At 41.3% G+C, this 22689-nt stretch carries 17 protein-coding genes, 5 tRNA genes and 2 pseudogenes; 3 read left to right on the top strand and 21 right to left on the bottom strand.

Annotated elements, in window-relative coordinates:
• Window positions 1-85: 85 nt before the first annotated feature.
• The 11 genes from LC065_RS11695 to LC065_RS11645 all read right to left on the bottom strand — a co-directional run bounded on the left by LC065_RS11695 (window position 86) and on the right by LC065_RS11645 (window position 9820).
• On the bottom strand, window positions 86-2233 hold the full coding sequence (locus tag LC065_RS11695) for a peptidoglycan D,D-transpeptidase FtsI family protein (RefSeq protein WP_226590965.1): 2148 nt from the start codon (window positions 2231-2233) through the stop codon (window positions 86-88).
• Window positions 2234-2319: 86 nt separating this feature from the next.
• On the bottom strand, window positions 2320-3555 hold the full coding sequence (locus tag LC065_RS11690; protein WP_226590967.1) for an MFS transporter: 1236 nt from the start codon (window positions 3553-3555) through the stop codon (window positions 2320-2322).
• 103 nt (window positions 3556-3658) lie between these two features.
• Complete coding sequence (locus tag LC065_RS11685; RefSeq protein ID WP_306163427.1) at window positions 3659-4270, bottom strand: superoxide dismutase; 612 nt, start codon at window positions 4268-4270, stop codon at window positions 3659-3661.
• A gap of 176 nt (window positions 4271-4446) precedes the next feature.
• A tRNA-Phe gene (locus tag LC065_RS11680) sits at window positions 4447-4519 on the bottom strand.
• Window positions 4520-4607: 88 nt separating this feature from the next.
• Window positions 4608-4700: transfer RNA gene (locus LC065_RS11675), tRNA-Ser, on the bottom strand.
• An 11-nt stretch (window positions 4701-4711) separates the two neighbouring features.
• A tRNA-Ile gene (locus tag LC065_RS11670) sits at window positions 4712-4788 on the bottom strand.
• Window positions 4789-4791: 3 nt separating this feature from the next.
• Window positions 4792-4867: transfer RNA gene (locus tag LC065_RS11665), tRNA-His, on the bottom strand.
• Window positions 4868-4890: 23 nt separating this feature from the next.
• A tRNA-Met gene (locus tag LC065_RS11660) sits at window positions 4891-4967 on the bottom strand.
• Window positions 4968-5487: 520 nt separating this feature from the next.
• Window positions 5488-7125, bottom strand: coding sequence for a Na/Pi cotransporter family protein (locus LC065_RS11655; RefSeq protein WP_226590973.1), 1638 nt, complete (start codon window positions 7123-7125; stop codon window positions 5488-5490).
• A gap of 195 nt (window positions 7126-7320) precedes the next feature.
• Window positions 7321-9105 (bottom strand): methyl-accepting chemotaxis protein, encoded by a 1785-nt coding sequence (locus tag LC065_RS11650; RefSeq protein WP_226590976.1) that lies wholly within the window; start codon window positions 9103-9105, stop codon window positions 7321-7323.
• A gap of 94 nt (window positions 9106-9199) precedes the next feature.
• Window positions 9200-9820 (bottom strand): NfeD family protein, encoded by a 621-nt coding sequence (locus LC065_RS11645; RefSeq protein ID WP_226590978.1) that lies wholly within the window; start codon window positions 9818-9820, stop codon window positions 9200-9202.
• A 250-nt stretch (window positions 9821-10070) separates the two neighbouring features.
• Here LC065_RS11645 and ispG point away from each other — a divergent pair, with 250 nt between their 5' ends.
• On the top strand, window positions 10071-11195 hold the full coding sequence (ispG, locus tag LC065_RS11640; protein WP_160915033.1) for a flavodoxin-dependent (E)-4-hydroxy-3-methylbut-2-enyl-diphosphate synthase: 1125 nt from the start codon (window positions 10071-10073) through the stop codon (window positions 11193-11195).
• A 32-nt stretch (window positions 11196-11227) separates the two neighbouring features.
• Here ispG and LC065_RS11635 read toward each other — a convergent pair whose 3' ends face one another.
• Window positions 11228-11803 (bottom strand): hypothetical protein, encoded by a 576-nt coding sequence (locus tag LC065_RS11635; protein ID WP_226590980.1) that lies wholly within the window; start codon window positions 11801-11803, stop codon window positions 11228-11230.
• A gap of 115 nt (window positions 11804-11918) precedes the next feature.
• Window positions 11919-12647, bottom strand: a complete 729-nt coding sequence (locus LC065_RS11630; RefSeq protein WP_226590982.1) for a lytic transglycosylase domain-containing protein — start codon at window positions 12645-12647, stop codon at window positions 11919-11921.
• A 190-nt stretch (window positions 12648-12837) separates the two neighbouring features.
• Between LC065_RS11630 and LC065_RS11625 the strand changes: the two genes are divergently transcribed.
• Window positions 12838-13122 carry a DUF2624 domain-containing protein gene (locus LC065_RS11625; protein WP_226590985.1) on the top strand — a complete coding sequence of 95 codons (285 nt, stop codon included), beginning with the start codon at window positions 12838-12840 and terminating at the stop codon, window positions 13120-13122.
• A 199-nt stretch (window positions 13123-13321) separates the two neighbouring features.
• Here LC065_RS11625 and LC065_RS11620 read toward each other — a convergent pair whose 3' ends face one another.
• Both LC065_RS11620 and LC065_RS11615 read right to left on the bottom strand, forming a co-directional pair.
• The gene (locus tag LC065_RS11620; RefSeq protein ID WP_226590987.1) at window positions 13322-14215 is read right to left on the bottom strand and encodes a deoxyribonuclease IV; all 894 of its coding nucleotides are present in this window, start codon (window positions 14213-14215) and stop codon (window positions 13322-13324) included.
• Window positions 14216-14230: 15 nt separating this feature from the next.
• A pseudogene (locus LC065_RS11615) lies at window positions 14231-15549 on the bottom strand (DEAD/DEAH box helicase).
• 175 nt (window positions 15550-15724) lie between these two features.
• Between LC065_RS11615 and LC065_RS11610 the strand changes: the two are divergent.
• A pseudogene (locus LC065_RS11610) lies at window positions 15725-16683 on the top strand (4-hydroxy-3-methylbut-2-enyl diphosphate reductase).
• 36 nt (window positions 16684-16719) lie between these two features.
• Here the strand turns inward: LC065_RS11610 and LC065_RS11605 are convergent.
• The 6 genes from LC065_RS11605 to dnaG all read right to left on the bottom strand — a co-directional run bounded on the left by LC065_RS11605 (window position 16720) and on the right by dnaG (window position 22682).
• Window positions 16720-17838, bottom strand: a complete 1119-nt coding sequence (locus LC065_RS11605; RefSeq protein WP_226590994.1) for a Nif3-like dinuclear metal center hexameric protein — start codon at window positions 17836-17838, stop codon at window positions 16720-16722.
• Window positions 17835-18542 carry a tRNA (adenine(22)-N(1))-methyltransferase gene (locus LC065_RS11600; protein WP_226590996.1) on the bottom strand — a complete coding sequence of 236 codons (708 nt, stop codon included), beginning with the start codon at window positions 18540-18542 and terminating at the stop codon, window positions 17835-17837. Before LC065_RS11600 ends, LC065_RS11605 begins: the two co-directional genes overlap by 4 nt.
• Window positions 18543-18611: 69 nt before the next feature.
• Window positions 18612-18980: a cytochrome c550 gene (gene cccA / locus LC065_RS11595; RefSeq protein ID WP_226590998.1), complete on the bottom strand. Its 369-nt coding sequence runs from the start codon at window positions 18978-18980 to the stop codon at window positions 18612-18614.
• A 96-nt stretch (window positions 18981-19076) separates the two neighbouring features.
• Window positions 19077-19622, bottom strand: coding sequence for a hypothetical protein (locus LC065_RS11590; RefSeq protein ID WP_226591001.1), 546 nt, complete (start codon window positions 19620-19622; stop codon window positions 19077-19079).
• A gap of 77 nt (window positions 19623-19699) precedes the next feature.
• On the bottom strand, window positions 19700-20833 hold the full coding sequence (gene rpoD, locus LC065_RS11585) for an RNA polymerase sigma factor RpoD (protein WP_089654288.1): 1134 nt from the start codon (window positions 20831-20833) through the stop codon (window positions 19700-19702).
• Window positions 20834-20870: 37 nt separating this feature from the next.
• Window positions 20871-22682 carry a DNA primase gene (gene dnaG, locus LC065_RS11580; protein WP_226591003.1) on the bottom strand — a complete coding sequence of 604 codons (1812 nt, stop codon included), beginning with the start codon at window positions 22680-22682 and terminating at the stop codon, window positions 20871-20873.
• Window positions 22683-22689: the final 7 nt, after the last annotated feature.

The following is a 22689-nucleotide window of genomic DNA, read 5'->3' as shown; positions in this document are numbered from 1 at the left end:
TTTTTGTTGAATAACCCCCCTTTATGGTTAGATAATACACCCGATTCTTCTGTTAATATAAAAAAATGGAGTGATACAAGTCGTATCACTCCTCAGTTTCTGCTTCTTCAGTTGAATTATTCGTAGTTATTCCGTTCTCTTTACGTTCCTCTTTTAGTTCAAAGTACGCTTGTCCGATCCGGGCGCCTATATTATTACTTATATTAAATGTACTCGAGGCCTCTTCTCCTAAATAAGGGGAGACAATAGAAAAAGCAATTTCCGGATCATTCGAAGGTGCATATCCAACCAAGGTTTTATTTAATAGATTTTTGTAGGTTGTTCTCTCACCATTTTCATCAAACACTGCCTTGAATGATTGGGCTGTTCCTGTTTTTACAGCCATATTATATTGGGCAAAAGGTTCTTTAGAAAAAACATGACTGGCTGTTCCCTGATTCGTTTGAGCCACCTGCCTGAACCCTTCCTGTACTCTTTCGATATAAGATTCGTCCATTTCAAGTTGGTTTAAAACTTCTGGACTATAATCTTTGTACAATGGACCTAACCCATCTTCCAGCGACGGCTCATGAACACTTTTTACCAATCTTGGCCGCATCCGGTCACCGCCGTTTGCTATGGTGGATACGTATTGGTTTAACTGCATGGGTGTATAGGTACTGAATTGGCCGATGGAAAAGTCCAGGATGTGTCCGGGCCCTCCAGGATCACCAGTAACCCCCAAACCTTCATAAGGGAAATCTATACCTGTTTTTACGCCAAGACCAAACTGATTAAAATTAAAAATAAAGTTGTCAAATGTTCCACTCTTTAGAGACAGATAGTTCATATCATAATTGTTACTGTACTCTCCACCTAAGTACATAGCGAGAAAATACATATAAACGTTTGAAGACTGTTGAAGAGCCGCAATATCATTGACTGTTCCTATATTGGAAGTATACGAGCTTTTCTGACTTCTGCCTATGTTAACTGGTCTATCATTAATCCATGTGTTAGGTGTAACCGCCCCTTCATGTAACCCCGTTAGAACAGTAGCTCCTTTTACTATGGACCCAGGCATATAGGAATTATAGAGCGCCTGGTGTGAGGTGTCAGTGAATCTAGATTCTCCATCTTCAGGAGTTCTATTATAGGTTTGACCTGTAATTGCCAAAATCTCACCTGTGTTCGGATCAGAAACGACTGCCACCGCATTCTCCAGGTGTCTGTTTGGCCCTGGGGCTTTGCGAATTGCTGTTTCCAGCTCTTCCTGAACAATCTTGTTGACTCTTTCCTGCAAATCCATATCAATCGTGAGCACGAGGTCTTTGCCTTTCTCTCCCTCTCGTATCACCTTGGAATTAATCACATTATTGTTCTTGTCCGTTTCGTATTGCACCTTTTCTTTTGTGCCTCTTAAGACATCCTCATACTCTTGCTCAAGCCCACTTGTTCCCACACGGTCATTACGACTGTAATCCAGCGACATGAAATAATCCAGTTGATCTCTCGGAACCCCTTGTTCTTTCGATGTGATGCTACCAATATAACTGCGGAAAACAGAATCATACGGATATGTACGCTCCCAATCTGATGTCACGTTTATCCCCGGCAACTCAGCTAAATGCTCAGCAACGACAGAATACTCCCTTTCAGAAATATCCGTGTTTTTCAAAACGTGAGGTGCAAGCGCATAGGCTTTATCTAATTCCTTCTTAACGGCTATGATTTCCTTCGTTTGATTGTCGTAGCCAGCAATTTCATCATCTCTAATGCTGTCTAGTTGAAGTTGATAAACTTCACCATTATCCAATTCGGAGGTATCTTCATTTTCAATACGGGCCGTAACCTTTTCCTGATTTTGAAGAAAGAAATACTCCTTAAGATCTCTATCCGTTAACTTCCCTTCGTATTCCATATCGATATACTTAGATATTTCTCCAGCTAATTGCAGCTTGTCTGTGGGCTGCACACCTTTTGGGGGTGTGTAAGTAATCGAATACAAAGGCTGGTTATCAACCACTACACGGCCATACCGATCATACATTTCTCCCCTCGGGACTGGTATGCTGGTCGTTGTGTTTTCTGTACGGTCAATTTCTTCCTGGGCCTCTTCCCCGTTAAGAATTTGAACGACCCCAAGCTGTAGTATAATTCCAGCAAATATAAGGAATACAACAAAAAACACCACGTTCAATCGGAAAGAAAGGTGTGACTTGTGTTTCGTTTTGTTTTTATGCTTCTTTCCCATGAACTCCTCTCCTTCTCTATCATGCTTCATTTATTATAGCATTTTTTATGCATCATAGAATAGACGAAGCTCATGGGTTATTGGTTTCAATTATGTGTCGATTCCTTGCACTGTGTGTCAATACCTTTTACGAAGAAGTAGATGAAGAAATGACCACCTCCAACAATTAACAGGATATATGGTATTCCAGTTTCTGGTGGAATTAGAGTAATGGCTAAAAGAAAAATCACAATGGACAAAACCCTGCCAAAATTCAAGAAAACTTCCCTTACGACAATATATTCGATTCTCATTTCAGCAGCATTCCAGGATTTACCTATAACATCATAGGTCAAAGATATATAAGGCACATATAGCAACGGGAAAAATATTCCTGCAATACCCGCATAGATGAGCAATAGAGCCATGGTATCACTGAACAGTAAAATCAATACACTTAAATATAAAGCCAATCCTGATATGAGGATCGCCTTTTTTCTACGCCTGGGTTTAACCCAACGACTGACAAGAAAGTAAAATAGAAAAGAAAAACCAGAATAGACCAAATTAAAAACACCCAAAGACAGCTCATCTTCAGTCATTAAAAAGATCCAGATAGAGACTGCAAATAAGAAAGTCCCTTCCCTAAAGCCCTGCGAAACATGAGCATTTAAAATGCGTCTCCAATTTGAGTTATTCTTTCTCTCTGATACAATACGCCGAAACGAAAAATTCCCTTTAGCCTTTCTTCTCGATATACCGAAACTCACAAGGACAGCAATGATGAACAAGCCGAAGGAAATCGTGAAAATTACGGTATATCCAGTAAAATTGTTCAGTCTAGAAATGATATAACCAGCAAGTAACGGACCGGTCATTCCTCCAAGAGATTGCAGCACACCAAGAAATCCATTGAAAAAATCCCTAGTATCGGGTTCGGTGATTTCAAAGGTCAATACATTGTAAGCAAGCCAGTAAAAACCATACCCTACCCCTAATAATGAACCAAGCATAATATTGAATGTGGCAGCCCGCTCTCCGACAAGTAAAACGGTTAAAAAAAACAAAGAAAGTACGGTCACGCCGGTTCTCAATACGATCACCCGATCTATTCGCTTCGCACACTTTCCCGCTATTATGAAAGTTAAGGGTTGTAAGACATAAATGGCTAAATTATATAGAGCTATGTCAATATAGCTATTGGATTGTTTCCATAAGTATATATTCACAAATGTACTGGATAAGAAAATACCGAGAGAATATAAGCCTCCAATGAGAAGTAACAGCAATAAATCTTTTGATACATTTTCGTGGCTGAGCCACACACGCAGCTTACTCACCATATCCATGTCTCCTTTGTGTTCACCTTTAGTGTTTTCAGAACAAAAGGAGATATACAAAAAAGAGAGGCATGGATTAATATCCATGCCTCTCCGTAATTTTCAATTATTTAGCAGCGTCAAAACGCTTAGCAACTTCCCAATTTACAACGTTCCAGAATGCTGAAACATAATCAGGACGACGGTTTTGATAGTTCAGGTAATACGCATGCTCCCAAACATCAAGACCTAAGATTGGAGTTTTACCTTCCATAATCGGAGAATCTTGGTTAAGAGTATCGATTACTTCAAGATCACCATTATTGACTACTAACCAAGCCCAACCAGATCCGAAGCGGCCTTTTGCCGTTTCTTCAAACTTCTCTTTGAACTGGTCGAAACCGCCGAACGTATCGTTAATTTTTGTAGAAAGATCGCCCGTTGGTTCACCGCCGCCATTCGGAGACATGATTGTCCAGAAAAGGCTGTGGTTTGAGTGGCCGCCACCGTTTCGGCGCACTGCTGTGCGAATATCCTCAGGTACAACAGAAAGATTATTGGAAAGAAGCTCTTCCAAAGATTTATCTTGAAGATCTGCGTGTCCTTCAAGTGCATTGTTAAGCTTTGTCACATATCCGTTGTGGTGCTTCGTATGGTGGATGTTCATTGTTTCCTTATCAATAGTAGGTTCTAGCGCATCATAAGCATAAGGTAGTTCTGGTAGTTCAAATTTAGCCATAATGTAACTCCTCCTTTAAATTAATATGTAAAACCGAAGCATTACGCTTCACATTTTACATTATCAAACGGAATTTTGATTAGCAAATGTTTTGCATCACGATATTAAGAATTCCCTGAAAGAAAATTTTAAAACATAAAAAAACAACCAAGTATCACTTGATTGTTTAGAAAGAGTGGCTCGGGACGGAATCGAACCGCCGACACACGGATTTTCAGTCCGTTGCTCTACCGACTGAGCTACCGAGCCATGTGAGATAAGAAATTTTTTCTACTTTTGCTACATCTTATTTCAAAGATGTTCTGTGCTATCATGTTATTTCGTTGAGTATGTATGATGGCGGAGGAGGAGGGATTCGAACCCCCGCGGGCCGTAAAGCCTCTGGCGGTTTTCAAGACCGCTCCCTTCAGCCAAACTTGGGTACTCCTCCGTAAGATGTTATGGTGGACCCTGCAGGACTCGAACCTGCGACCGATCGGTTATGAGCCGATAGCTCTAACCAGCTGAGCTAAGGGTCCACATGGGGCGGTTGATGGGAATCGAACCCACGAATGCCGGAACCACAATCCGGTGCGTTAACCACTTCGCCACAACCGCCACGTTTTTTAATTATGTATATTTGGTGGCGGTGGAGGGAATCGAACCCACGACCTCACGGGTATGAACCGTACGCTCTAGCCAGCTGAGCTACACCGCCATTTAATATCGCTTATGAGCGACTTAATTAATATACCATTTCAATCTCATGACGTCAACTGTTTTTTCTCTCTCAAATCAGCGACAAAAATAATATATCACGCCCTCCTTTTCCTTTCAAGGGTTTTTTGAAGAAAAAATAATGTATTGAATATTCCATCACATTAGTTCCTTGAAGGGGTAATAACATTCCCATGAAATTTGTGTGCTTTAAGGACAGCAGGAAAGGTTCTCGGTTCGCTTTCCTTTGAACAAGAACTTAAAAAACATCCTTGTATTCTTACTACGGAAGAGATAGCTCTCTGAACATCCTTTAAGAGTCTCACCGTCCATCTACCCCTTTAGCATAGACGTAGCTTTATCTACTACTGGAATAACTATTTCATTTCTTTATAGAGAGTGGATAAATCAACATATGATCTTGATATTAAACCTTCCCCATTCACTCTTTACTCTTTTTCAAAAAATTCTTTGTGGTGCTTATCCAAAAAAAAGACGGCTTTGTCAGCCGCCTTTTTACTTTATAAACTTTCTTTTTCTCCCAAAACTTCCTCAGCAATATTCACGGCATGGTCACCGATACGCTCTAAGTTGCTGATCATGTCTACGAATACAATTCCTGCTTGTCCTGTACATACACCCTCGTTCAAACGGATGATATGTTTCTTACGATAACTCCGTTCCATACGATCCAATTCATTCTCTTTTTGGACAACAGCCAATGCTTCTTCACGGCTCATTGTTTCAAGAGATCTTGTTGCCTGCTTAACAGTCATTAACGTAAGGTCAAACATTGTATTCAAATCCTCGATCGCCTGAGGAGTAAGGTTTACTTTATTTGAGTTCTTATAGTCAATCAACTCAATAATATTCTCGAAGTGGTCACCAATCCGTTCTAAGTCTCTGACAGAATCCATTAGTGCGGAATGCTTATGACTTTCCTCATCTGAAAGAGATGCTTGAGAAAGATCAACAAGATAATCAGTAATTTTACGGTCAAGATTGTTCAAAGCATCTTCAATTTGCATAGCAAGTTCAGAGTGCTTTTGTTGTTTATTGTTCAAATAAAGGCTTGTTTCTTCAAGACCTTTATAAGCATATTCACCCATACGAACTACTTCTTCTTTTGCTTGGTCTAAAGCAAGGGATGGAGATTGTTCAATAAAGATCGGATCCAAATGCTGTGGTTTATGGTCAATTTCTGAATCCTTACCTGGCACCAATTTAATGACAATCCATGCGAGGACTGCAATAAACGGGAATTGAACAATTGTATTAGCGATGTTAAATGAACCATGTGCAAATGCAATGGTCATTTCAGGTTCAAGATCCATCGATGTTTGTAACCAGTTCACATACCTCTCGAATGGAACGAGTAATATCAAAAATACGGTAGCACCTAACACGTTGAATATGACGTGAGCAAATGCAGCTCGCTTCGCCCCTACACTTGCACCGATGGATGCAAGAACAGCGGTAATCGTGGTCCCGATATTATCACCAAACAATACAGGAATTGCTGCTTGTAAATCGACAAGCCCTTCTCCCAACAACGTTTGCAAGATCCCAATTGTTGCACTGGAACTTTGCACGATAACTGTAAATAAGGTACCTACAATAACACCCAGAATCGGGTTATCACTCATATTCACCGTCAAATCTTGGAAAGCCTGTAATGATCGAAGTGGCTTTACCCCTCCGCTCATCACTTCAAGTCCAAAGAACAGAGATCCTAAACCGAAGACAGTCTGTCCAAAGCTCACCACTTTCTTACTTTTGAAGAAGAATAGTAAGAATGCACCCACAGCAAGGATTGGCAATCCATAATCCTTAATATCTATACCTATGATAAATGCTGTCATGGTTGTACCAATGTTGGCCCCCATAATAACACCAATCGCTTGTCTAAAGGTCATGAAACCCGCATTAACAAGTCCTACAGTCAATACGGTAGTTGTACTACTACTTTGCACCAAGATTGTAACGACTGTACCTGCAATAACACCCATAAAAGGATTGCTTGTAAATCGGTCCAAAAGTTCCCTCAAACGGTCCCCGGCAGAACGTTGCAACCCGTCCGCCATATACTTCAATCCAAATAGAAAGATACCGAGTCCACCGATGAATTCAAATATCATCTGTTGCACATCGATTTCCATGTTCTCCACCCTTTCTTCATCCAAGTTTCATCATTTTTCTCTTTTTAAAACAACCTCACTCATATTAACCATGGAAAAAGCTTTTGTAAAGATAATTCATGAATCTTAACATTAAATTTACATTCGTATAATACTGACACAACTGTTGTATGATATTCGAATTTTCCGATAAAAAAAAGGCCCTCATAGGACCCTTTATGAAACCTTCTCTTCTATTATAGTGTCTTCTTCAAGTTCTTCTCTTAAAGTTAACTGGGATTGTTCCTCTACCATTTCATCATTTTCAAATTGATTGGAAGCAATAATACTGGAAAGCTCTTGAGTAAGTGCAATTAAGTCATAGGTAAATGCATCGAACGTTTTCATCGTAATTTGTTGTCGGTCAGAAGTTTTTACTAATCGTTCAGTGGAACGAGCTTGATTTAATATAACTTTCTTCATACCTGCCATAACATTTTCCATACGCGGCATAACCTCATTGCCATTTTTCAATTGGTCTTTCGTGGACTCTAATTGGAGATTAAACGAGCTCATTCCTTCAGAAAGGTTTCTGAAAGCTTTCTTTGATACATTCATTTGAAGTTGTCTTTCCTGTATCTCTTTTTCCATTTGATCAAATTGTGCGGAAAGATCTCCTCCGAGCGACATGACCTGCTTCATCCGCTGGTCAATATCCACAGCTGCTGTTCTGGATCGGTCGGCAAGTTTTCTGACTTCCTGTGCGACCACGGCAAACCCCTTTCCATGTTCGCCAGCACGGGCAGCTTCAATGGAGGCATTCAATGCAAGCATTCTCGTCTGCTCTGCAATATCTTGTATTTTGGTGCCCGAATCCTGAATGTTCAACATGTAATCTTGGAAAGATTCGATTCTTGATGTCATCCCCTGAAGTTCTTTTCTAAAGCTATGGAAAGATTGTTCGACCTGCTCCACCCCGCCATTTCCTGAGTGAACAGCATCGTTCATTCGCCCCTGTTCACCAAATAGGGTTTCCAATGTTTCATGTAACTGACCGAACACCTTGTTCAATTCATCGAAAACTTCTTTTTGACTATCCATGTATTCTGAAGTTCGATCACTTTCGTCTTGGACTTGATTCACACTTTTGCTGAGATCTTGATGGACAAGTTTTAACTCCCTGGAGGAATCATCCATTTGTTCACCACCCTTTTCAAGTTGATCAACAGCCCCTTGAAGGGAAGACAGGATATCCGCAATTTTATGTATCAGTTCTTCATAGCTTTTTCTTAACGATTGGATTTCAGGGAGACTCGTTTTAATGGAACTCGCCTCACATAAGACCCCATTTCTTGCTTGTTTCATGACACGCTGCATCTGTTTTACAGGATGAACAATTTTCCCAACAACAAAATAAACAACCACGCCAACTGCTAGTACGGTTATTATTCCTAATAACACTGTGTACATAGCCATTTGGCGCACGCCACTCATAAAATCCTTCTCTGGCACTCCAAGAACATAGATTCCTTGCAGTTCTTGGACCGGAGAATAAGATAGTACGTAGCTTTCCCCGTTCAACTGTATGGTTTCTGTGCCATTCTCTCTACTCAGGAATTGCTTCCCAAGTGAATCAGGAAGAGATGCTTGATCCATTGTCGGATAAGAATAGACTCCTTCGTTATTAATGATATAAGCTGCAGAGGATAAGCCATCTTGTTGGAGTTGCGCCTGTTGAGTATTTGAATATCCTTCCATGCGTTTTGTGAATTCTTCTTGGTCGCCAACGAAGGCATACATCAGTTGTTCTGCCACATCCTGAGCCATCAACAACTCCCGTTCCAGACGATCCTGGACCAAATTCATTTGATTTTCCTTAGCTTTTGTATAAGAAAAGAAACCAATCATAGAAACTGAAATAAGCACAAGGGCACAAACGATGGCTGTTAACCTTATCTGCAAGTTGATTTGCGGCCATCCCAATTTTGGTGCCATCGGTTTGAGTCGAATCCTTTTTTTCATAAATAAACACTCCATCTCTTTGATTGATTGCACAAACAAAGTATGACGACAGAGTGTTAAGGAATTGTTAATGATCTTTTAAGGTTTAGTAATTTCACAACTTCTTGACCAGGATTTTTGTACCATCTACTTTAACAACTTTAATATGATCGCCGCGAGTAATCCATTGACCATTTGAAACGGCACTATATTCTTCTTCCTCAATTTTCACCGTCCCTACAGGTCTCATATCTGTCAGAGCTTCTCCTTGTTGTTCAAGTAAATACTGGTACTTTTCATTCATTGAGTTGTACCCCATTTCTGAGGACATTTGATCATTGAGAGCCATTTTGGACCACATCTTTCTATGCTTGAAAACTTTCAAGAACAGTAAGGAAGCCGCACCTCCTAAAATGACCCCTATCACACTGTATAAACCAGCCACCCAATTAGGCGCACTGAAGCCCACGGCAATAATCATCGTTACAGCGCCGATTGTCGCAAGTGTCCCATCATTCAGGAGTTTACCATCAATGATCATAAGAATAATTCCGAGAAAATATACGAGCATCATGACTATGAACATTTCAGTTTCAAGATAACCCGAGAAATAAACGGTTATAAAGCCGAAGCCAATAATAGCGAATACACCGCGCATGTTGACGAGTAATTCACCAATTAAAAACATCGTGCCGAGAAAAGTAATAAATAAAGCGATCCAATCATAAGTAAACATGATGGTTCACATCCTCTCCTTAATTACTATATGTACGTTTGAAAAGCTTCTTTTGTTTCAAAGTTACAATTATTTTTTCTTTATTATCCCCATGATATAATGATGTCAGCATTTATGGGTTTACACAAATTTAACTCACAAATGTTCATATTTAAGGGTCCAGACTTCTCATTTACAAAAATAGCCCTTATAATGAAGATTGGAATTCATCTTGCATACCTTTTTGTGAATATACAAAGGAGCGATATTAATGGCAATTACGCACAGAAAAGATACTCGTCCCGTAAGAGTCGGTGACGTTACGATAGGTGGATCTGATGAGGTTGTGATCCAATCCATGACTACCACCAAAACACACGATGTAGAAGCAACAGTCGCTGAAATCAAGCGCCTGGAGGAAGCCGGCTGTCAGATCGTCCGAGTGGCGTGCCCTGATGACAGAGCTGCTGACGCAATTCCTGAAATTAAAAAACGCATCAACATCCCATTGGTCGTTGATATCCACTTCGATTATAAAAAAGCATTGAAAGCCATTGAAGGTGGAGCAGACAAGATTCGTATCAACCCTGGGAACATCGGCAAACGCGAAAAAGTTGAAGAAGTTGTGAAAGCGGCAAAAGCAAAAGGCATTCCAATCCGAATCGGAGTTAATGCAGGTTCACTTGAGCGCCATATCCTTGAGAAATACGGTTATCCGACCGCAGACGGGATGGTTGAGAGTGCCTTGCATCACATTAAGATTCTTGAGGACCTTGATTTCCACGATATCATCGTATCCCTTAAAGCTTCTGATGTGAAATTGGCTATCGAAGCTTATGAAAAAGCTGCGGCAGCTTTCAACTATCCGATACACTTGGGAATCACTGAATCAGGAACCCTTTTCGCAGGTACAGTGAAAAGTGCTGCAGGACTTGGAGCCATCTTGAGTAAAGGAATTGGAAGTACCGTACGGATCAGCTTGAGTGCTGACCCTGTTGAAGAAGTAAAAGTAGCGAAAGAGCTTCTCAAATCATTCGGTCTTGCATCGAACGCCGCGACTCTAATTTCCTGTCCGACTTGTGGACGGATTGAAATCGACTTGATTTCTATTGCCAATGAGGTTGAAGAATATATCCAGACGATTAAAGCACCAATTAAAGTAGCCGTACTCGGCTGCGCTGTCAATGGTCCAGGTGAAGCTAGAGAAGCAGACATCGGTATTGCCGGTGCCCGAGGAGAAGGTTTACTCTTCCGTCACGGGGAAATCATCCGTAAAGTACCGGAAGACATCATGGTGGATGAATTGAAGAAAGAAGTCGATAAATTGGCTGAGGAACACTACGAAAAAGAGCGTCAGGAAAAAGAAAAATTAAAACAAGAGCAAGAACAATCCTAAAAAAGGTGACCCTGATCAGGGTCACCTTTTTTTTATATCAAGTTGTATATCGGGGCGAAGAATAATGAAAATGCGATGGAAACAACACTGACAATAATCGCCATATTCCCTAGTGTATCGGCTCCGCGTCGCTTACCAATGATACCGAGAACAATCCCGGCAGCACCAAGAATTAATGGAGCAAAAAAGAAAGAAAGGATTGCGGCGGATAACCCCAACCAGCCCATCCCCACTTTTACATCTTCCTCTTCTTTCATTGTTGTTTCCTTTTCCTCGTTATTCATCGGCTCATCTATAGGGCCTACAGCCGCTTCCTGAGCGAACTCTTCCTCATAACTATCCCCATAAACAGGCTGATCTGACCCACGGCCATGATCATCGACCGCTACAACGTCATCAAAGTCAGAAGCTCTAGCTTCTTTATAACCAGCTTCCTGCCTTAAATCCTGGTCTTGTATTTCTTCAAAAGCTTCATTCAGTACTTGTTCTGTCGACGGCTCATCATGCTCGTCCACAGCCTCTTCATGAACTTGCTCTAATTCATCGCCATGTTCTGGGGCTTTTTGCGTTTTATGCTGATTCTCAACAGTATCTTTCGGATCATGCATTAGAATACCCTCACTTTCTGTTTGAAGAATCATGATTATTATATGGAGAGTACAAGAAATTACATGAGGGATTTGATGGTAAAAAAGCGCCTGACTTAACGTCAGACGCTTCTAATCAATTCGCTAATACGACGGCCGTATGGTTTTCTGCCTTCTTTTGAATTTCTTTTGCATACCAGCTTTCGGCATGTCCATTTTCTTTTTTATATTCCTTTAAACCGCCCATCCCCCGGTGATACGCCGTAAGTGCTTCATCCCAATCATCATATTTGTTTTGTAAGAAATCTAAATAAACTAAGGATAATTGCATGGAATAATAAGGATCGAAAAGCAACTCTTCTTCATAAGGTAAACCAGCCATATCGGCAATCCAAGGGGCCGTGTTTTTCATAAATTGTGACATCCCATAAGCATGTCCATATTTTGTTTCAGGTCCCACGAGCTTAGGGTCAAAGGTTCCCCCTGTTTCCACCTTCAGTAGTTCATAAACAAGGAAGGGGTTGATCTCATAGCGCTGCGCTTCCTTAACGAGGTACATTGCCCACGATTTTTTGAAATTCCCATCACTTTCACTTACAAGGATTTCTGCATTTTTTTCGATTTCCGGCCATGTATGATACCCATTTTTTTCTTGTTCTGCTGACGGCTGATCCTTTAAATATTCATTCGTGGATTGTAACCGCTCAATTTCCAGAGATAGCTTTTCATTTTTATTTTTTAATTCCTGTTTTTGGTCAGCCAAGGCTTTTTCCTGCTTTTGGTTCCATTGGTTTATAGTAAAGAATGTCGCCACAACGAGCAGCATCAACACACCCATTGTCCAAAGAGGTTTTTGTTCCTTCATATATGTTTCACTCCTTCACTTTATGCACACTGGTACTTTTGACCAGTTCCCCACTAAACCCATTGGCTTATACTAACCGAATGAAATATGTAATTCAATTGAAATACTTATAGACATAATTATTTAAAAACACAAATCCTTCTCAACATTCATATGGTGTAGTAAATAAGGAGAGAGGGAGTATAAGCCTATGAAGAATGTGGCACAACAGTTAATTACCCAGAAATTGAAGCAGTTAACCGGAAAAGAACTACTTTTTTATAGTCAGAAATACCAAATCCCGATAACAAAGGATGAAGCTGCTGCTATTGTCAAAGCATTGAAGACTAACAAGGATAACCCCTTCGACCCGGATGGACGGAAACGAATGTTAAGCAGACTCGCCAAAATAACTTCGAAAGATACCGCGAGATCTGTAAATAAACTGCTCATGAAAATGGCAAAAGAATACGGGGTAGAGCATTGGCTAAAATAAAAAACACTAACCAATGAAGACTCAGTTTCGAGACTTTTGATGAGTGGATGAGGGCTGCGGGGAATAGCTCGCTTTCCGACCACCCCTAACGCCCAACATAGCAACAAACCCCGGAAACATCTTGAAACTGAGACTTCAACAATCCTGCCATTTACTTTAATAACTAACGAAAAAAAGAAGGAGCACAAGGGCTCCTTCTTTATTGTTGCATGATTTTATCTTTTAAACCTTCATCAAATATGCCTTCTTTGACCATATCAATTTCAAAACGATATGGAGGCTTTTTATTCTTCTTATCTTCCCCTACATAAGGCGTTTCAAGAATTTTAGGAAGCTCTTTGAGTGTCGGGTGATGAATCACCTTATGAAGAGCATCAAACCCGATATGACCGAATCCGATATTTTCGTGGCGGTCCTTGGCTGCTCCCTGAATGTTTTTACTATCATTCACATGAATCACTTTCAGACGATCGATGCCGACGATTTTATCAAACTCATCCAATACTCCATCAAAATCCTCCACGACATTGTAGCCTGCGTCATGAATGTGACACGTATCCATACAGACTGATAATTTCTCGTTGTGGGTCACGCCATCAATAATTTGTGCCAATTCATCGAAGTTCCTACCGATTTCAGAACCTTTCCCTGCCATCGTCTCAAGAGCGATTTGAACCTTTTGATCTTTATGAAGGACCTCGTTCAATCCTTCAATGATCTTAGGTAACCCTTTTTCTAACCCTTGTCCAACATGAGACCCTGGGTGAAGTACGATTTGCCTTGCTCCGAGTGCTTCAGTACGTTCGATTTCATTTCTTAGAAAATCAACACCTAACTGGAATGTTTCCGGTTTGGTGGTGTTTCCGATATTGATGATATAAGGAGCATGTACCACGATGTCGCCGATGCCATTCGCTTTCATGTGCTCCGTTCCAGCTTCAATGTTCAGTTCTTCAATGGGGCGGCGTCTTGTGTTCTGCGGGGCACCTGTATAGATCATAAATGTGCTTGCACCATAGGACGCGGCTTCTTCACTAGCGCCCAGCAGCATTTTTTTCCCTTTCATAGATACGTGCGATCCAATCTTCAACATACGATCTACCCTTTCTTATTTCTTCTTGAAACGACTCTGTTTCAGCTTTCTCATGTTTTTATCGGTTTGCTGCTTCATTTTTTTCTTATAACCAGGCTTCACTTTCTTTGGTTTTCGAACCATCTGCTTTGCTTTTTTCTAAATCCGAGGCATGTCGTTCACGGTTCTGCCTCTCGTTGTAGGCATTTGTTTCTTTCCATTCTCCGTTTTTCACTTCATAAAATTCAAATGTAAGACCTTTTTTCTCAAGTTTTTGAATGAGCGGCAGGTCAGCTTCCTTATACAAGTTAATAGCCGTTCCTTGCAATCCAGCTCGAGCTGTTCGTCCGACTCTGTGAATGTAGAATTCTTCCTCTTTCGGCATCTGTGCATTGATCACATGACTGACACCTTGAATATCGATGCCTCTTGAAGCAAGATCTGTGGCTACAATATACTGATAGCGCAAGTTTTGCAACTCTTTAAGCATTCTTTTTCTTTCTCTTGGTGAAAGACCTCCGTGAAGAATTCCTGTTTCAAGACCTCGCTTCATCAACTCATCAGCAAGCTCATCAGCGTGATTTTTTCCATTTGTAAAAATGATGGCCAAATAAGGTTGGATGGCCTTTGATATTTCCACAATGACATCAGCTGGATCCTTATGTCTTAGCGGGACTAGTCGATGCTCCATCGTTTCCGGTGATGGTTTGTCATCTTCAATCTGAATGTGTGTAGGGTTCGTCAAATACTTCTTTAAGAATGGTTGCAGACGTTCAGGAATCGTAGCTGAAAAGACGAGCATCTGTACATCCTGGTCCATCCGCACAAGAATTTGGTCGACCTCTTCAATGAAGCCTAAATCCAGCATCAGGTCTGCTTCATCCAGCACAAATGCTTTGGCTTGATAAAGGTCAATCGCTTCTTCTTTAACCATGTCTAAAATACGGCCTGGTGTGCCGACCACAATGTGAGGAGGTCTGGAAGATAGTTTTCCGACCATTTTTTGCTTATCCGTACCACCTATGAGGAGCTTTGAACGCCAAATCTCTTCTTTTCCAGCCATTTGAATGGCTTTTTTTTACTTCATCTTGAATTTGAATGGCTAATTCTCTTGTAGGTGCTGTAACCACAAACTGCACATGTTCTGCCTCATCATCCATCTGATTGAACAGTGGAAGTAAGTAGGCATGTGTCTTACCTGAACCTGTATGGGACTGTCCGATGAGACTCTCGCCTCTCAAAGCTGCAGGCAGCACCTGCTTTTGAATGGGGGTGGGTTTCTTAAAGCCTAATCCCTCTACAATTCGACTGACTGTAGAAGTAATGGCATATTGATCAAATGTATGCTTACTCATAACCGTTCTCCTTTAATGTAAAATGTTCCTTCCTTATTATAATAGAGCAGAAGACAAATTGCACGATAACCTTGTCTTAGAACGTCTTTCTTTGTCATCTTTCCCTTTACCCTTTATAATGATAATGGTATCTTTAAAGTTATTGGATTGGATTTATAGAGGAGGACGTTAATCAATGGAAGTCATTAAAATCGCCCCTCGCGGTTATTGTTATGGTGTAGTAGATGCAATGGTCATTGCTCGAAACGCAGCTAAAGACCCGAATCTGCCACGTCCTATATATATATTAGGTATGATTGTCCACAACACACACGTAACCGATGCCTTTAAGGAAGAAGGGATCATTACTGTAGATGGAAAGAATCGAAGTGACATGCTGGAAGGCATTCATGATGGCACGGTTATTTTTACCGCTCACGGTGTTTCACCTCAAGTGAAGGAACGCGCAAAAGCGAAAGGGCTCACCGTATTAGATGCCACATGTCCTGATGTGACGAATACCCACAACTTAATTAGAAAAAAAAGTAGCTGAAGGTTTTGAAGTCATTTACGTAGGTAAAAAAGGACATCCGGAACCAGAAGGCGCAATGGGAGTAGCACCAGGTAAAGTCCATCTCGTCCAAACGGAAGAAGATGTTGAAGAATTAAAACCTTGATCATGACAAATTGATGATCACCAACCAAACGACGATGAGTCAATGGGACGTCTATGATGTCATGGAAAAAGCAAAGGAAAAGTACCCGCAACTCGAAAAGCAGCAAGAGATTTGCATGGCGACCCAGGTTCGTCAAGAAGCCGTTTCCGAACAGGCGGGCGAAGCTGATTTGACACTGGTTGTTGGTGATCCGATGAGTAACAACTCCAATCGACTTGCCCAAGTCTCTATGGAAAAAGCAGGTACAACAGCTTATCGTATTGCTGATGTGACAGAAATCCAATTAGAGTGGTTGGAAGGTGTCAAGAAAGTAGCTGTTACAGCGGGTGCTTCAACTCCAACTCCTATAACGAAAGAAGTCATCAAATTCATCGAGCAGTTCGATCACAATGATGAAAGCACGTGGGTCCGCGAGTCAAAAGTGGAGCAGAAAAAGATTTTACCTCCTGTCCGCGCTAGAAAAAAAGTAAAGAGATAATAAAGAAGGATGAAAGCCTCAGCTTTCATCCTTTTCTTATACTACTGTAAATGGCTCCGTATCCGCTTCCGACACGAAAATGTTCAAATCTCTTTCTTTATTACACTTCGCTTCAAGATATTCTTTTACTTTGGGACAAACGACTTTTTCAACGTGATGCCCAGGGTCAATGATGGAAAGCCCCATTTCCATGGCATCTTGGGTCATATGAAAAGTCATGTCTCCTGTAATATAAACATCCGCACCGCTTCTCTTAGCATTATGAATATACTTTTCTCCGCTGCCTCCAAGAAGGGCAACTTTCCTTACTCTTTTATCCATTTTTCCAGATACACGCAGATGCGGAACTTTATATTGCCTCTTAACCAGCTCAACAAGCTCATGCAAAGGCAATGGATTTTCAAGTTCTCCTACACGCCCCGCTCCCATTGGTTCACCTTCATTTAATAATGGATAAACATCATATGCGACTTCCTCATATGGATGAGCCTCTTCCATCGCTTTCAATACTCCGGATAAGCGTGACTTTGGAACAATCGTCTCGATTCGTTTTTCATCAACGACCTCAAGTTTTCCTTGTTCACCGAGATACGGATCGGTACCCTCTTCCGGTTTGAATGTTCCTTGTCCGGAAAGTTGATACGTACAATGACTATAATGACCGATATGCCCTGCTCCTGCCTCACTGATGGCATTACGTAATTCATCTGCGTGACTTTCAGGGACGAAAACAGTGAGCTTTACGAGAGAATCGCTGCCTGTTTCAATCAGCGGACGGCTATTCGTTACTCCAATCAGTTCAGCCATGACATCGTTCACACCGCCTTTGGCAATATCAAGGTTCGTGTGAGCGGCATAGACCGTAATGTCATGTTTAATCAGTTTTTGGACGATTCTTCCTTTTGGTGTATCTAAATTGATTTGATTCAATTTGACAAAAAGCAGGGGATGATGGGCAATAATTAAATCCACTTCTTTTTCAATTGCTTCGTCTACAACATTCTCCAACACATCGAGGGTAACCATGATATTTTTCACCGGTTTATTGAGTGTGCCGACTTGGAGGCCCACATTATCCCAATCAAATGCCAGCCCCTTGGGTGACCATTTTTCAAATTCACGGATGATGTCCTGGGCTGCGTATGTTCGATTCATGATTGCAATACCTCCTCTAACCATTCCATTTCTTTTTGTTGTTGTTTCAGTTTGTCTTCATCAGGAGAAGCTGCTTGTTTCATCTGTTTCACAATATATTGTTTCTTCTTCCATTCCTCTTTACATTTCTTAATAAACGCCTCTGGTCTTTTCTCTAATAAAAACGGTCCAAGCCACATTTCTTTGTCTATCGTTTGTTGATTGTAAGAGGAGGATGGGTCTCCCTTTTCCGCAACAAGAATTTCATAAATGTGGCCGCCTTCCTCTACAATCGTTTCATCGACAAGTGTATAGCCATGCTGGAAGAACCACCTTCTAAGAGACCTTGAGTCGATATTGGGCTGGACGATAATTCGATTGACGTTTGTAAGCTTCTCTTTACCTCCCTCAAGAATATCACGGATTAAAGGTCCGCCCATTCCAGCAATGACCACCTGTTTTATTTCTCCAGGAGCGACAACAGCAAGCCCGTCACCAAGGCGGACATCAATGTGTTCCTCAAGCTTATGTTTTTCCACTTCACTTTTGGCACTATCATATGGTCCTTGATTCACTTCACCTGCCACTGCTCTTGCTTCCGGGTCTTTCATACATACAAAGCACGGAAGATAGGCGTGATCAGAACCGATGTCTGCAAAATGGGCTCCCTTCGGTAGATAGCCGGCAACCAGTGCTAAACGTTTAGATAATTGATTTACATTCATAGACTCTTTCCTCTCATAAAAGAAAAGCTTTCTGATTAGCCAGAAAGCTTTTCGTTCTTCTTCTTATTGTTATTTCTTTTCAGCTAGCCATTCGGCCAATTTAGTTGCTTGCTCTCCTGTGTATAGACCAGCAGGCATGGCAGAACCTTTACCATTTACGATGATGTCATTGATTTCTTCAGCTGAATAGCGGCTTCCTACTTCTTGAAGGTTAGGGCCTGCTCCCCCGCCAAGGTCTCCTCCATGGCAGCTTGCGCATTGGTTCTGAAACAATTCTTCAGGATTCGCACTTGCGGTTTCTTCGTGCTTCTCACCGCCACCTTCTTCTTCATTCTGAATAGCTTCGCGTTGATTAATCCCCGCTGCAGATACAATAATCATGACCACAATCCCCAGCACAGCGATAATTGCGAATGGAATCACAGGGTTCTTTCTCATTTGTTGCAACCTCCTTATGTATTCCCTAAAATAGAATTTTCGTGTCTATTCGACTATATTTATTTTACTTGAAAACCGTTACTTATTAAAGAGATATCATGTGAAAACTTGTGAAACAATGTAAATAATTAAAAAAATGAAGCCAATGACACCTGAATAGAAAAGCGTTTTCACCTTCCATAACCAGCCAAGAAAAAGCCAAAAAATCAAATTTGAAGCAAGTGTTATGTAAAAGGGTAACCCAAAACCCATCATATATTGATTAAGGTGAACGGTCAGAAGCAGAAAAATTAAAGCTCCATTCAGTAGCGGAACAAAAAGCCAGTCCGACTTTTTATATTGTAACCAACGGATATGAATCCATACCCCGATTACAAAACTCGACAAAACCACTGTTTGCATTATGATTCCCATTTCAGTAAAATAAATGACAAGAAATGAAAGGGCTAACAAAAAAACATTCATTGCCATGAGCATATAAAAGGCGAGTGTTTGTGAACCTTCCGTGCTCTCTTCGTTTTCCTGGCTTTCACCTTGAGTGTAAAGCGCTAACAAGAAGTTGCAATATTCATCTGGAAGCAAGTGACTTTGTTTCCAGTGCCTAATTTCATCAATGATAATTTTTGTCCTATCATGTTTCATAGCAGCCTCCAAAAGAAAAGATAACTCAGGAGCCCTCTCGCATCCATTGGCGAAAGCACCCCTGAGTCGGAGAATCTTTATTCCATGAAGTCCTTCAAACGTTTACTCCGGCTTGGGTGGCGGAGTTTACGCAGAGCCTTCGCTTCGATTTGACGGATTCTCTCTCGAGTTACCCCGAACACTTTTCCTACTTCTTCAAGTGTTCTTGTACGTCCATCATCCAAACCGAATCGGAGTCTGAGTACATTTTCTTCTCGATCTGTCAATGTATCAAGGACATCCTCAAGCTGTTCTTTCAACAGTTCATAGGCCGCATGATCTGAAGGAGATGTCGCTTCCTGGTCTTCAATGAAGTCACCTAAATGAGAATCATCTTCCTCCCCGATCGGTGTTTCTAAAGATACCGGTTCTTGAGCAATCTTTAGAATTTCACGGACTTTATCTGGAGTAAGGTCCATATCCTGTGCAATTTCTTCCGGCGTTGGTTCACGACCAAGATCCTGAAGAAGCTGACGCTGGACACGAATCAGTTTGTTAATTGTCTCCACCATGTGGACAGGGATACGGATGGTACGAGCTTGGTCAGCGATTGCTCGTGTAATCGCTTGGCGAATCCACCATGTAGCATAGGTACTGAATTTATAACCTTTACGATAATCAAATTTTTCTACCGCTTTGATCAGACCCATGTTACCTTCTTGGATCAAGTCAAGGAAAAGCATACCTCGGCCTACGTATCTTTTAGCGATACTTACGACAAGTCGTAAGTTGGCTTCCGCTAGGTCACGTTTCGCTTCTTCGTCGCCATTCTCAATGCGTTGAGCAAGGCTGATTTCATCTTTCGCAGATAGCAGGTTCACACGGCCGATTTCTTTAAGGTACATACGCACAGGGTCATTGATTTTGACCCCAGGTGGTACACTCAAGTCATTAAGATCGAACTCTTCCTCTTTATTCAATTGCTTCATACTTGGATCTGATTCCGAATCTCCGATTACTTCTACACCCTGCTCATTCAGATGTTCATAGAATTCGTCCATTTGATCAGAATCCAATTCGAAGCTCGATAGTTTTTCCGCGACCTCTTCATATGCGAGGATCCCTCGTTTTTTCCCTAACTCTACCACTTGCTCTTTCGCTTGCTCAAGTGTCAATTCTGTTTGATTCTCATTTTCTTTAGAACGTGATGGCTGCTGTTGCTTATCTGCCATAAGTCCCCCTCCTTCCAACAATCTATACAAACTCTACCTAGTGATGTTTTAACTCTTTCTTGCGTTTGATGATTTCCATCGCAATTTCTGCTGCTTTGATCGGCTCATTTTGTTGTTCAGCCTTTTTCAACTCAGATTCAAGGTTTCTAATATCCGTTCGATCCCATTGTTCTGACCGAATCCTTGTGATGTAATCATGGATTTCCTGATCAGAAACTTCTTCGCTGACAGGGGCCATTGCTAGCTCGATCGCTAAATTCTTGATGGAAGCATCTTCAATCATCTCGACGAACTGACTGATATCCGATTCATTGCCGTCTTCATAATATGCATAAAGATGGGTGACAATGACCTGATGGTCTTCAATATTGAAAGCTCCTCCGATTTCCTCTTGAACTTTATCAGCGATATATGGATCTCTCAACATATACGCAATTAGCTTTCTTTCAGCATTATGAAAAGCGGGTAAAAGTTTTTTTTGAACCGTTGGCTGCCTTGTATCATTAGTATATCGATTCTTAGGCTCCTTATCCTTTACACCGCTTTGTGATCGAATACGCTGAATTTCTTCTTTCAGAGTTTCTACGGAGAGCTGAAATTCTGTAGCGATCTCATTAAGGTAATGCTCTCGTTCGACCGCACGATCAAGCCCTGCGATCTCTTGTAATACCTTTTCGATATAAGTAATGCGATCTCCTTCTACTTGCAGATTATAATCTCTACGCAAGTAATTCATCATAAAGGAAATGTACGTATCACTAGTATCGATAATTTCACGTTTGAATCGGTCCCCTCCATACTTTTGGATGAAATCATCCGGGTCAAGTTCATCTGGGACACGAGCAACGTATGTTTGACAGCCCACACTTTTTAATAGCTTCGCTGCCTTGACAGCCGCTTCAATACCTGCGCGGTCACCATCATAACAAATGATGATCTGCTCGGCGTATTTCTTCAAAAGGTTTGCCTGCATGCTTGATAGCGAAGTACCCATCGTACCCACGGCATTGTGAATGTCTGCCTGGTCTGCAGATATGACATCTCCAAAACCTTCAAACAGAATGACCGTTTTTTCTTTTCGAATAGCGGAGCGGGCAAGGTCGAAGTTATAAAGTAGACGTCCTTTATGAAAAAGTTCTGTCTCAGGGCTGTTTAAATATTTTGGTTCCTGCTGCCCAAGAGATCTTCCCGCAAAAGCCACCGTCTTTCCTAAATGATTCCTAAGTGGAAAAATCACTCTCCCACGGAACCTGTCCGCATATTCTCCATGATCATTGGTACTGAGCAATCCTGCTTTGACCATCGTCTGTGGATGATATCCTTTCTTTTCAAGGAACGTAACAACAAAGTCCTTGGAATCCGGTGAATATCCAATTTGATATTTCTGGATCGTTTCATCCGTAAAGCCACGGTCGATTAAATATTGGTAAGCTTCCCGACCATCTTTGGAATTCTTTAACAAATGATGGTATAATTTAGTCAACCATTGGTGTGCCTCAAGCATCGCCTGGGACTCTTGGCTCTTTTCTGACGGGGCTTCTTCAGATAATTGATCAGGCAGATCAATACTTGTCTGCTCAGCCAGTTGTTTCAATGCCTGGATAAAACTAAACCCTTCAATCTCCATCAGGAAGGTATAGACATTCCCTCCCTTTCCACAACCAAAGCAATGAAAGATCTGCTTATCTTGAGAAACGGAAAAGGAAGGAGTGTTCTCACCATGGAAAGGACAAAGGCCGAAATGGTTCCTGCCTTGTTTTTTCAAATCGACATAATTACCGATCACTTCTACAATATCCGTTGACCTTCTGATTTCATCAACTTTTTCTTCTGGAATATGTCCAGCCATAAGATCA

The sequence above is a fragment of the Halobacillus litoralis genome (genome assembly GCF_020524085.2).
Lineage (GTDB): Bacteria > Bacillota > Bacilli > Bacillales > Halobacillaceae > Halobacillus > Halobacillus litoralis_E.
Note: the sequence above shows the minus strand (reverse complement) of the source record. Positions and strands in the feature narration are given on the sequence as shown.

Excerpts from the sequence above, each read along its gene's own strand:
- LC065_RS11695 (WP_226590965.1), bottom strand. The coding sequence starts at position 2,233 with ATGGGAAAGAAGCATAAAAACAAAACGAAACACAAGTCACACCTTTCT.
- LC065_RS11690 (WP_226590967.1), bottom strand. The coding sequence starts at position 3,555 with ATGGTGAGTAAGCTGCGTGTGTGGCTCAGCCACGAAAATGTATCAAAA.
- LC065_RS11685 (WP_306163427.1), bottom strand. The coding sequence starts at position 4,270 with ATGGCTAAATTTGAACTACCAGAACTACCTTATGCTTATGATGCGCTA.
- LC065_RS11655 (WP_226590973.1), bottom strand. The coding sequence starts at position 7,125 with ATGGAAATCGATGTGCAACAGATGATATTTGAATTCATCGGTGGACTC.
- LC065_RS11650 (WP_226590976.1), bottom strand. The coding sequence starts at position 9,105 with ATGAAAAAAAGGATTCGACTCAAACCGATGGCACCAAAATTGGGATGG.
- LC065_RS11645 (WP_226590978.1), bottom strand. The coding sequence starts at position 9,820 with ATGTTTACTTATGATTGGATCGCTTTATTTATTACTTTTCTCGGCACG.
- ispG (WP_160915033.1), top strand. The coding sequence starts at position 10,071 with ATGGCAATTACGCACAGAAAAGATACTCGTCCCGTAAGAGTCGGTGAC.
- LC065_RS11635 (WP_226590980.1), bottom strand. The coding sequence starts at position 11,803 with ATGCATGATCCGAAAGATACTGTTGAGAATCAGCATAAAACGCAAAAA.
- LC065_RS11630 (WP_226590982.1), bottom strand. The coding sequence starts at position 12,647 with ATGAAGGAACAAAAACCTCTTTGGACAATGGGTGTGTTGATGCTGCTC.
- LC065_RS11625 (WP_226590985.1), top strand. The coding sequence starts at position 12,838 with ATGAAGAATGTGGCACAACAGTTAATTACCCAGAAATTGAAGCAGTTA.
- LC065_RS11620 (WP_226590987.1), bottom strand. The coding sequence starts at position 14,215 with ATGTTGAAGATTGGATCGCACGTATCTATGAAAGGGAAAAAAATGCTG.
- LC065_RS11605 (WP_226590994.1), bottom strand. The coding sequence starts at position 17,838 with ATGAATCGAACATACGCAGCCCAGGACATCATCCGTGAATTTGAAAAA.
- LC065_RS11600 (WP_226590996.1), bottom strand. The coding sequence starts at position 18,542 with ATGAATGTAAATCAATTATCTAAACGTTTAGCACTGGTTGCCGGCTAT.
- cccA (WP_226590998.1), bottom strand. The coding sequence starts at position 18,980 with ATGAGAAAGAACCCTGTGATTCCATTCGCAATTATCGCTGTGCTGGGG.
- LC065_RS11590 (WP_226591001.1), bottom strand. The coding sequence starts at position 19,622 with ATGAAACATGATAGGACAAAAATTATCATTGATGAAATTAGGCACTGG.
- rpoD (WP_089654288.1), bottom strand. The coding sequence starts at position 20,833 with ATGGCAGATAAGCAACAGCAGCCATCACGTTCTAAAGAAAATGAGAAT.
- dnaG (WP_226591003.1), bottom strand. The coding sequence starts at position 22,682 with ATGGCTGGACATATTCCAGAAGAAAAAGTTGATGAAATCAGAAGGTCA.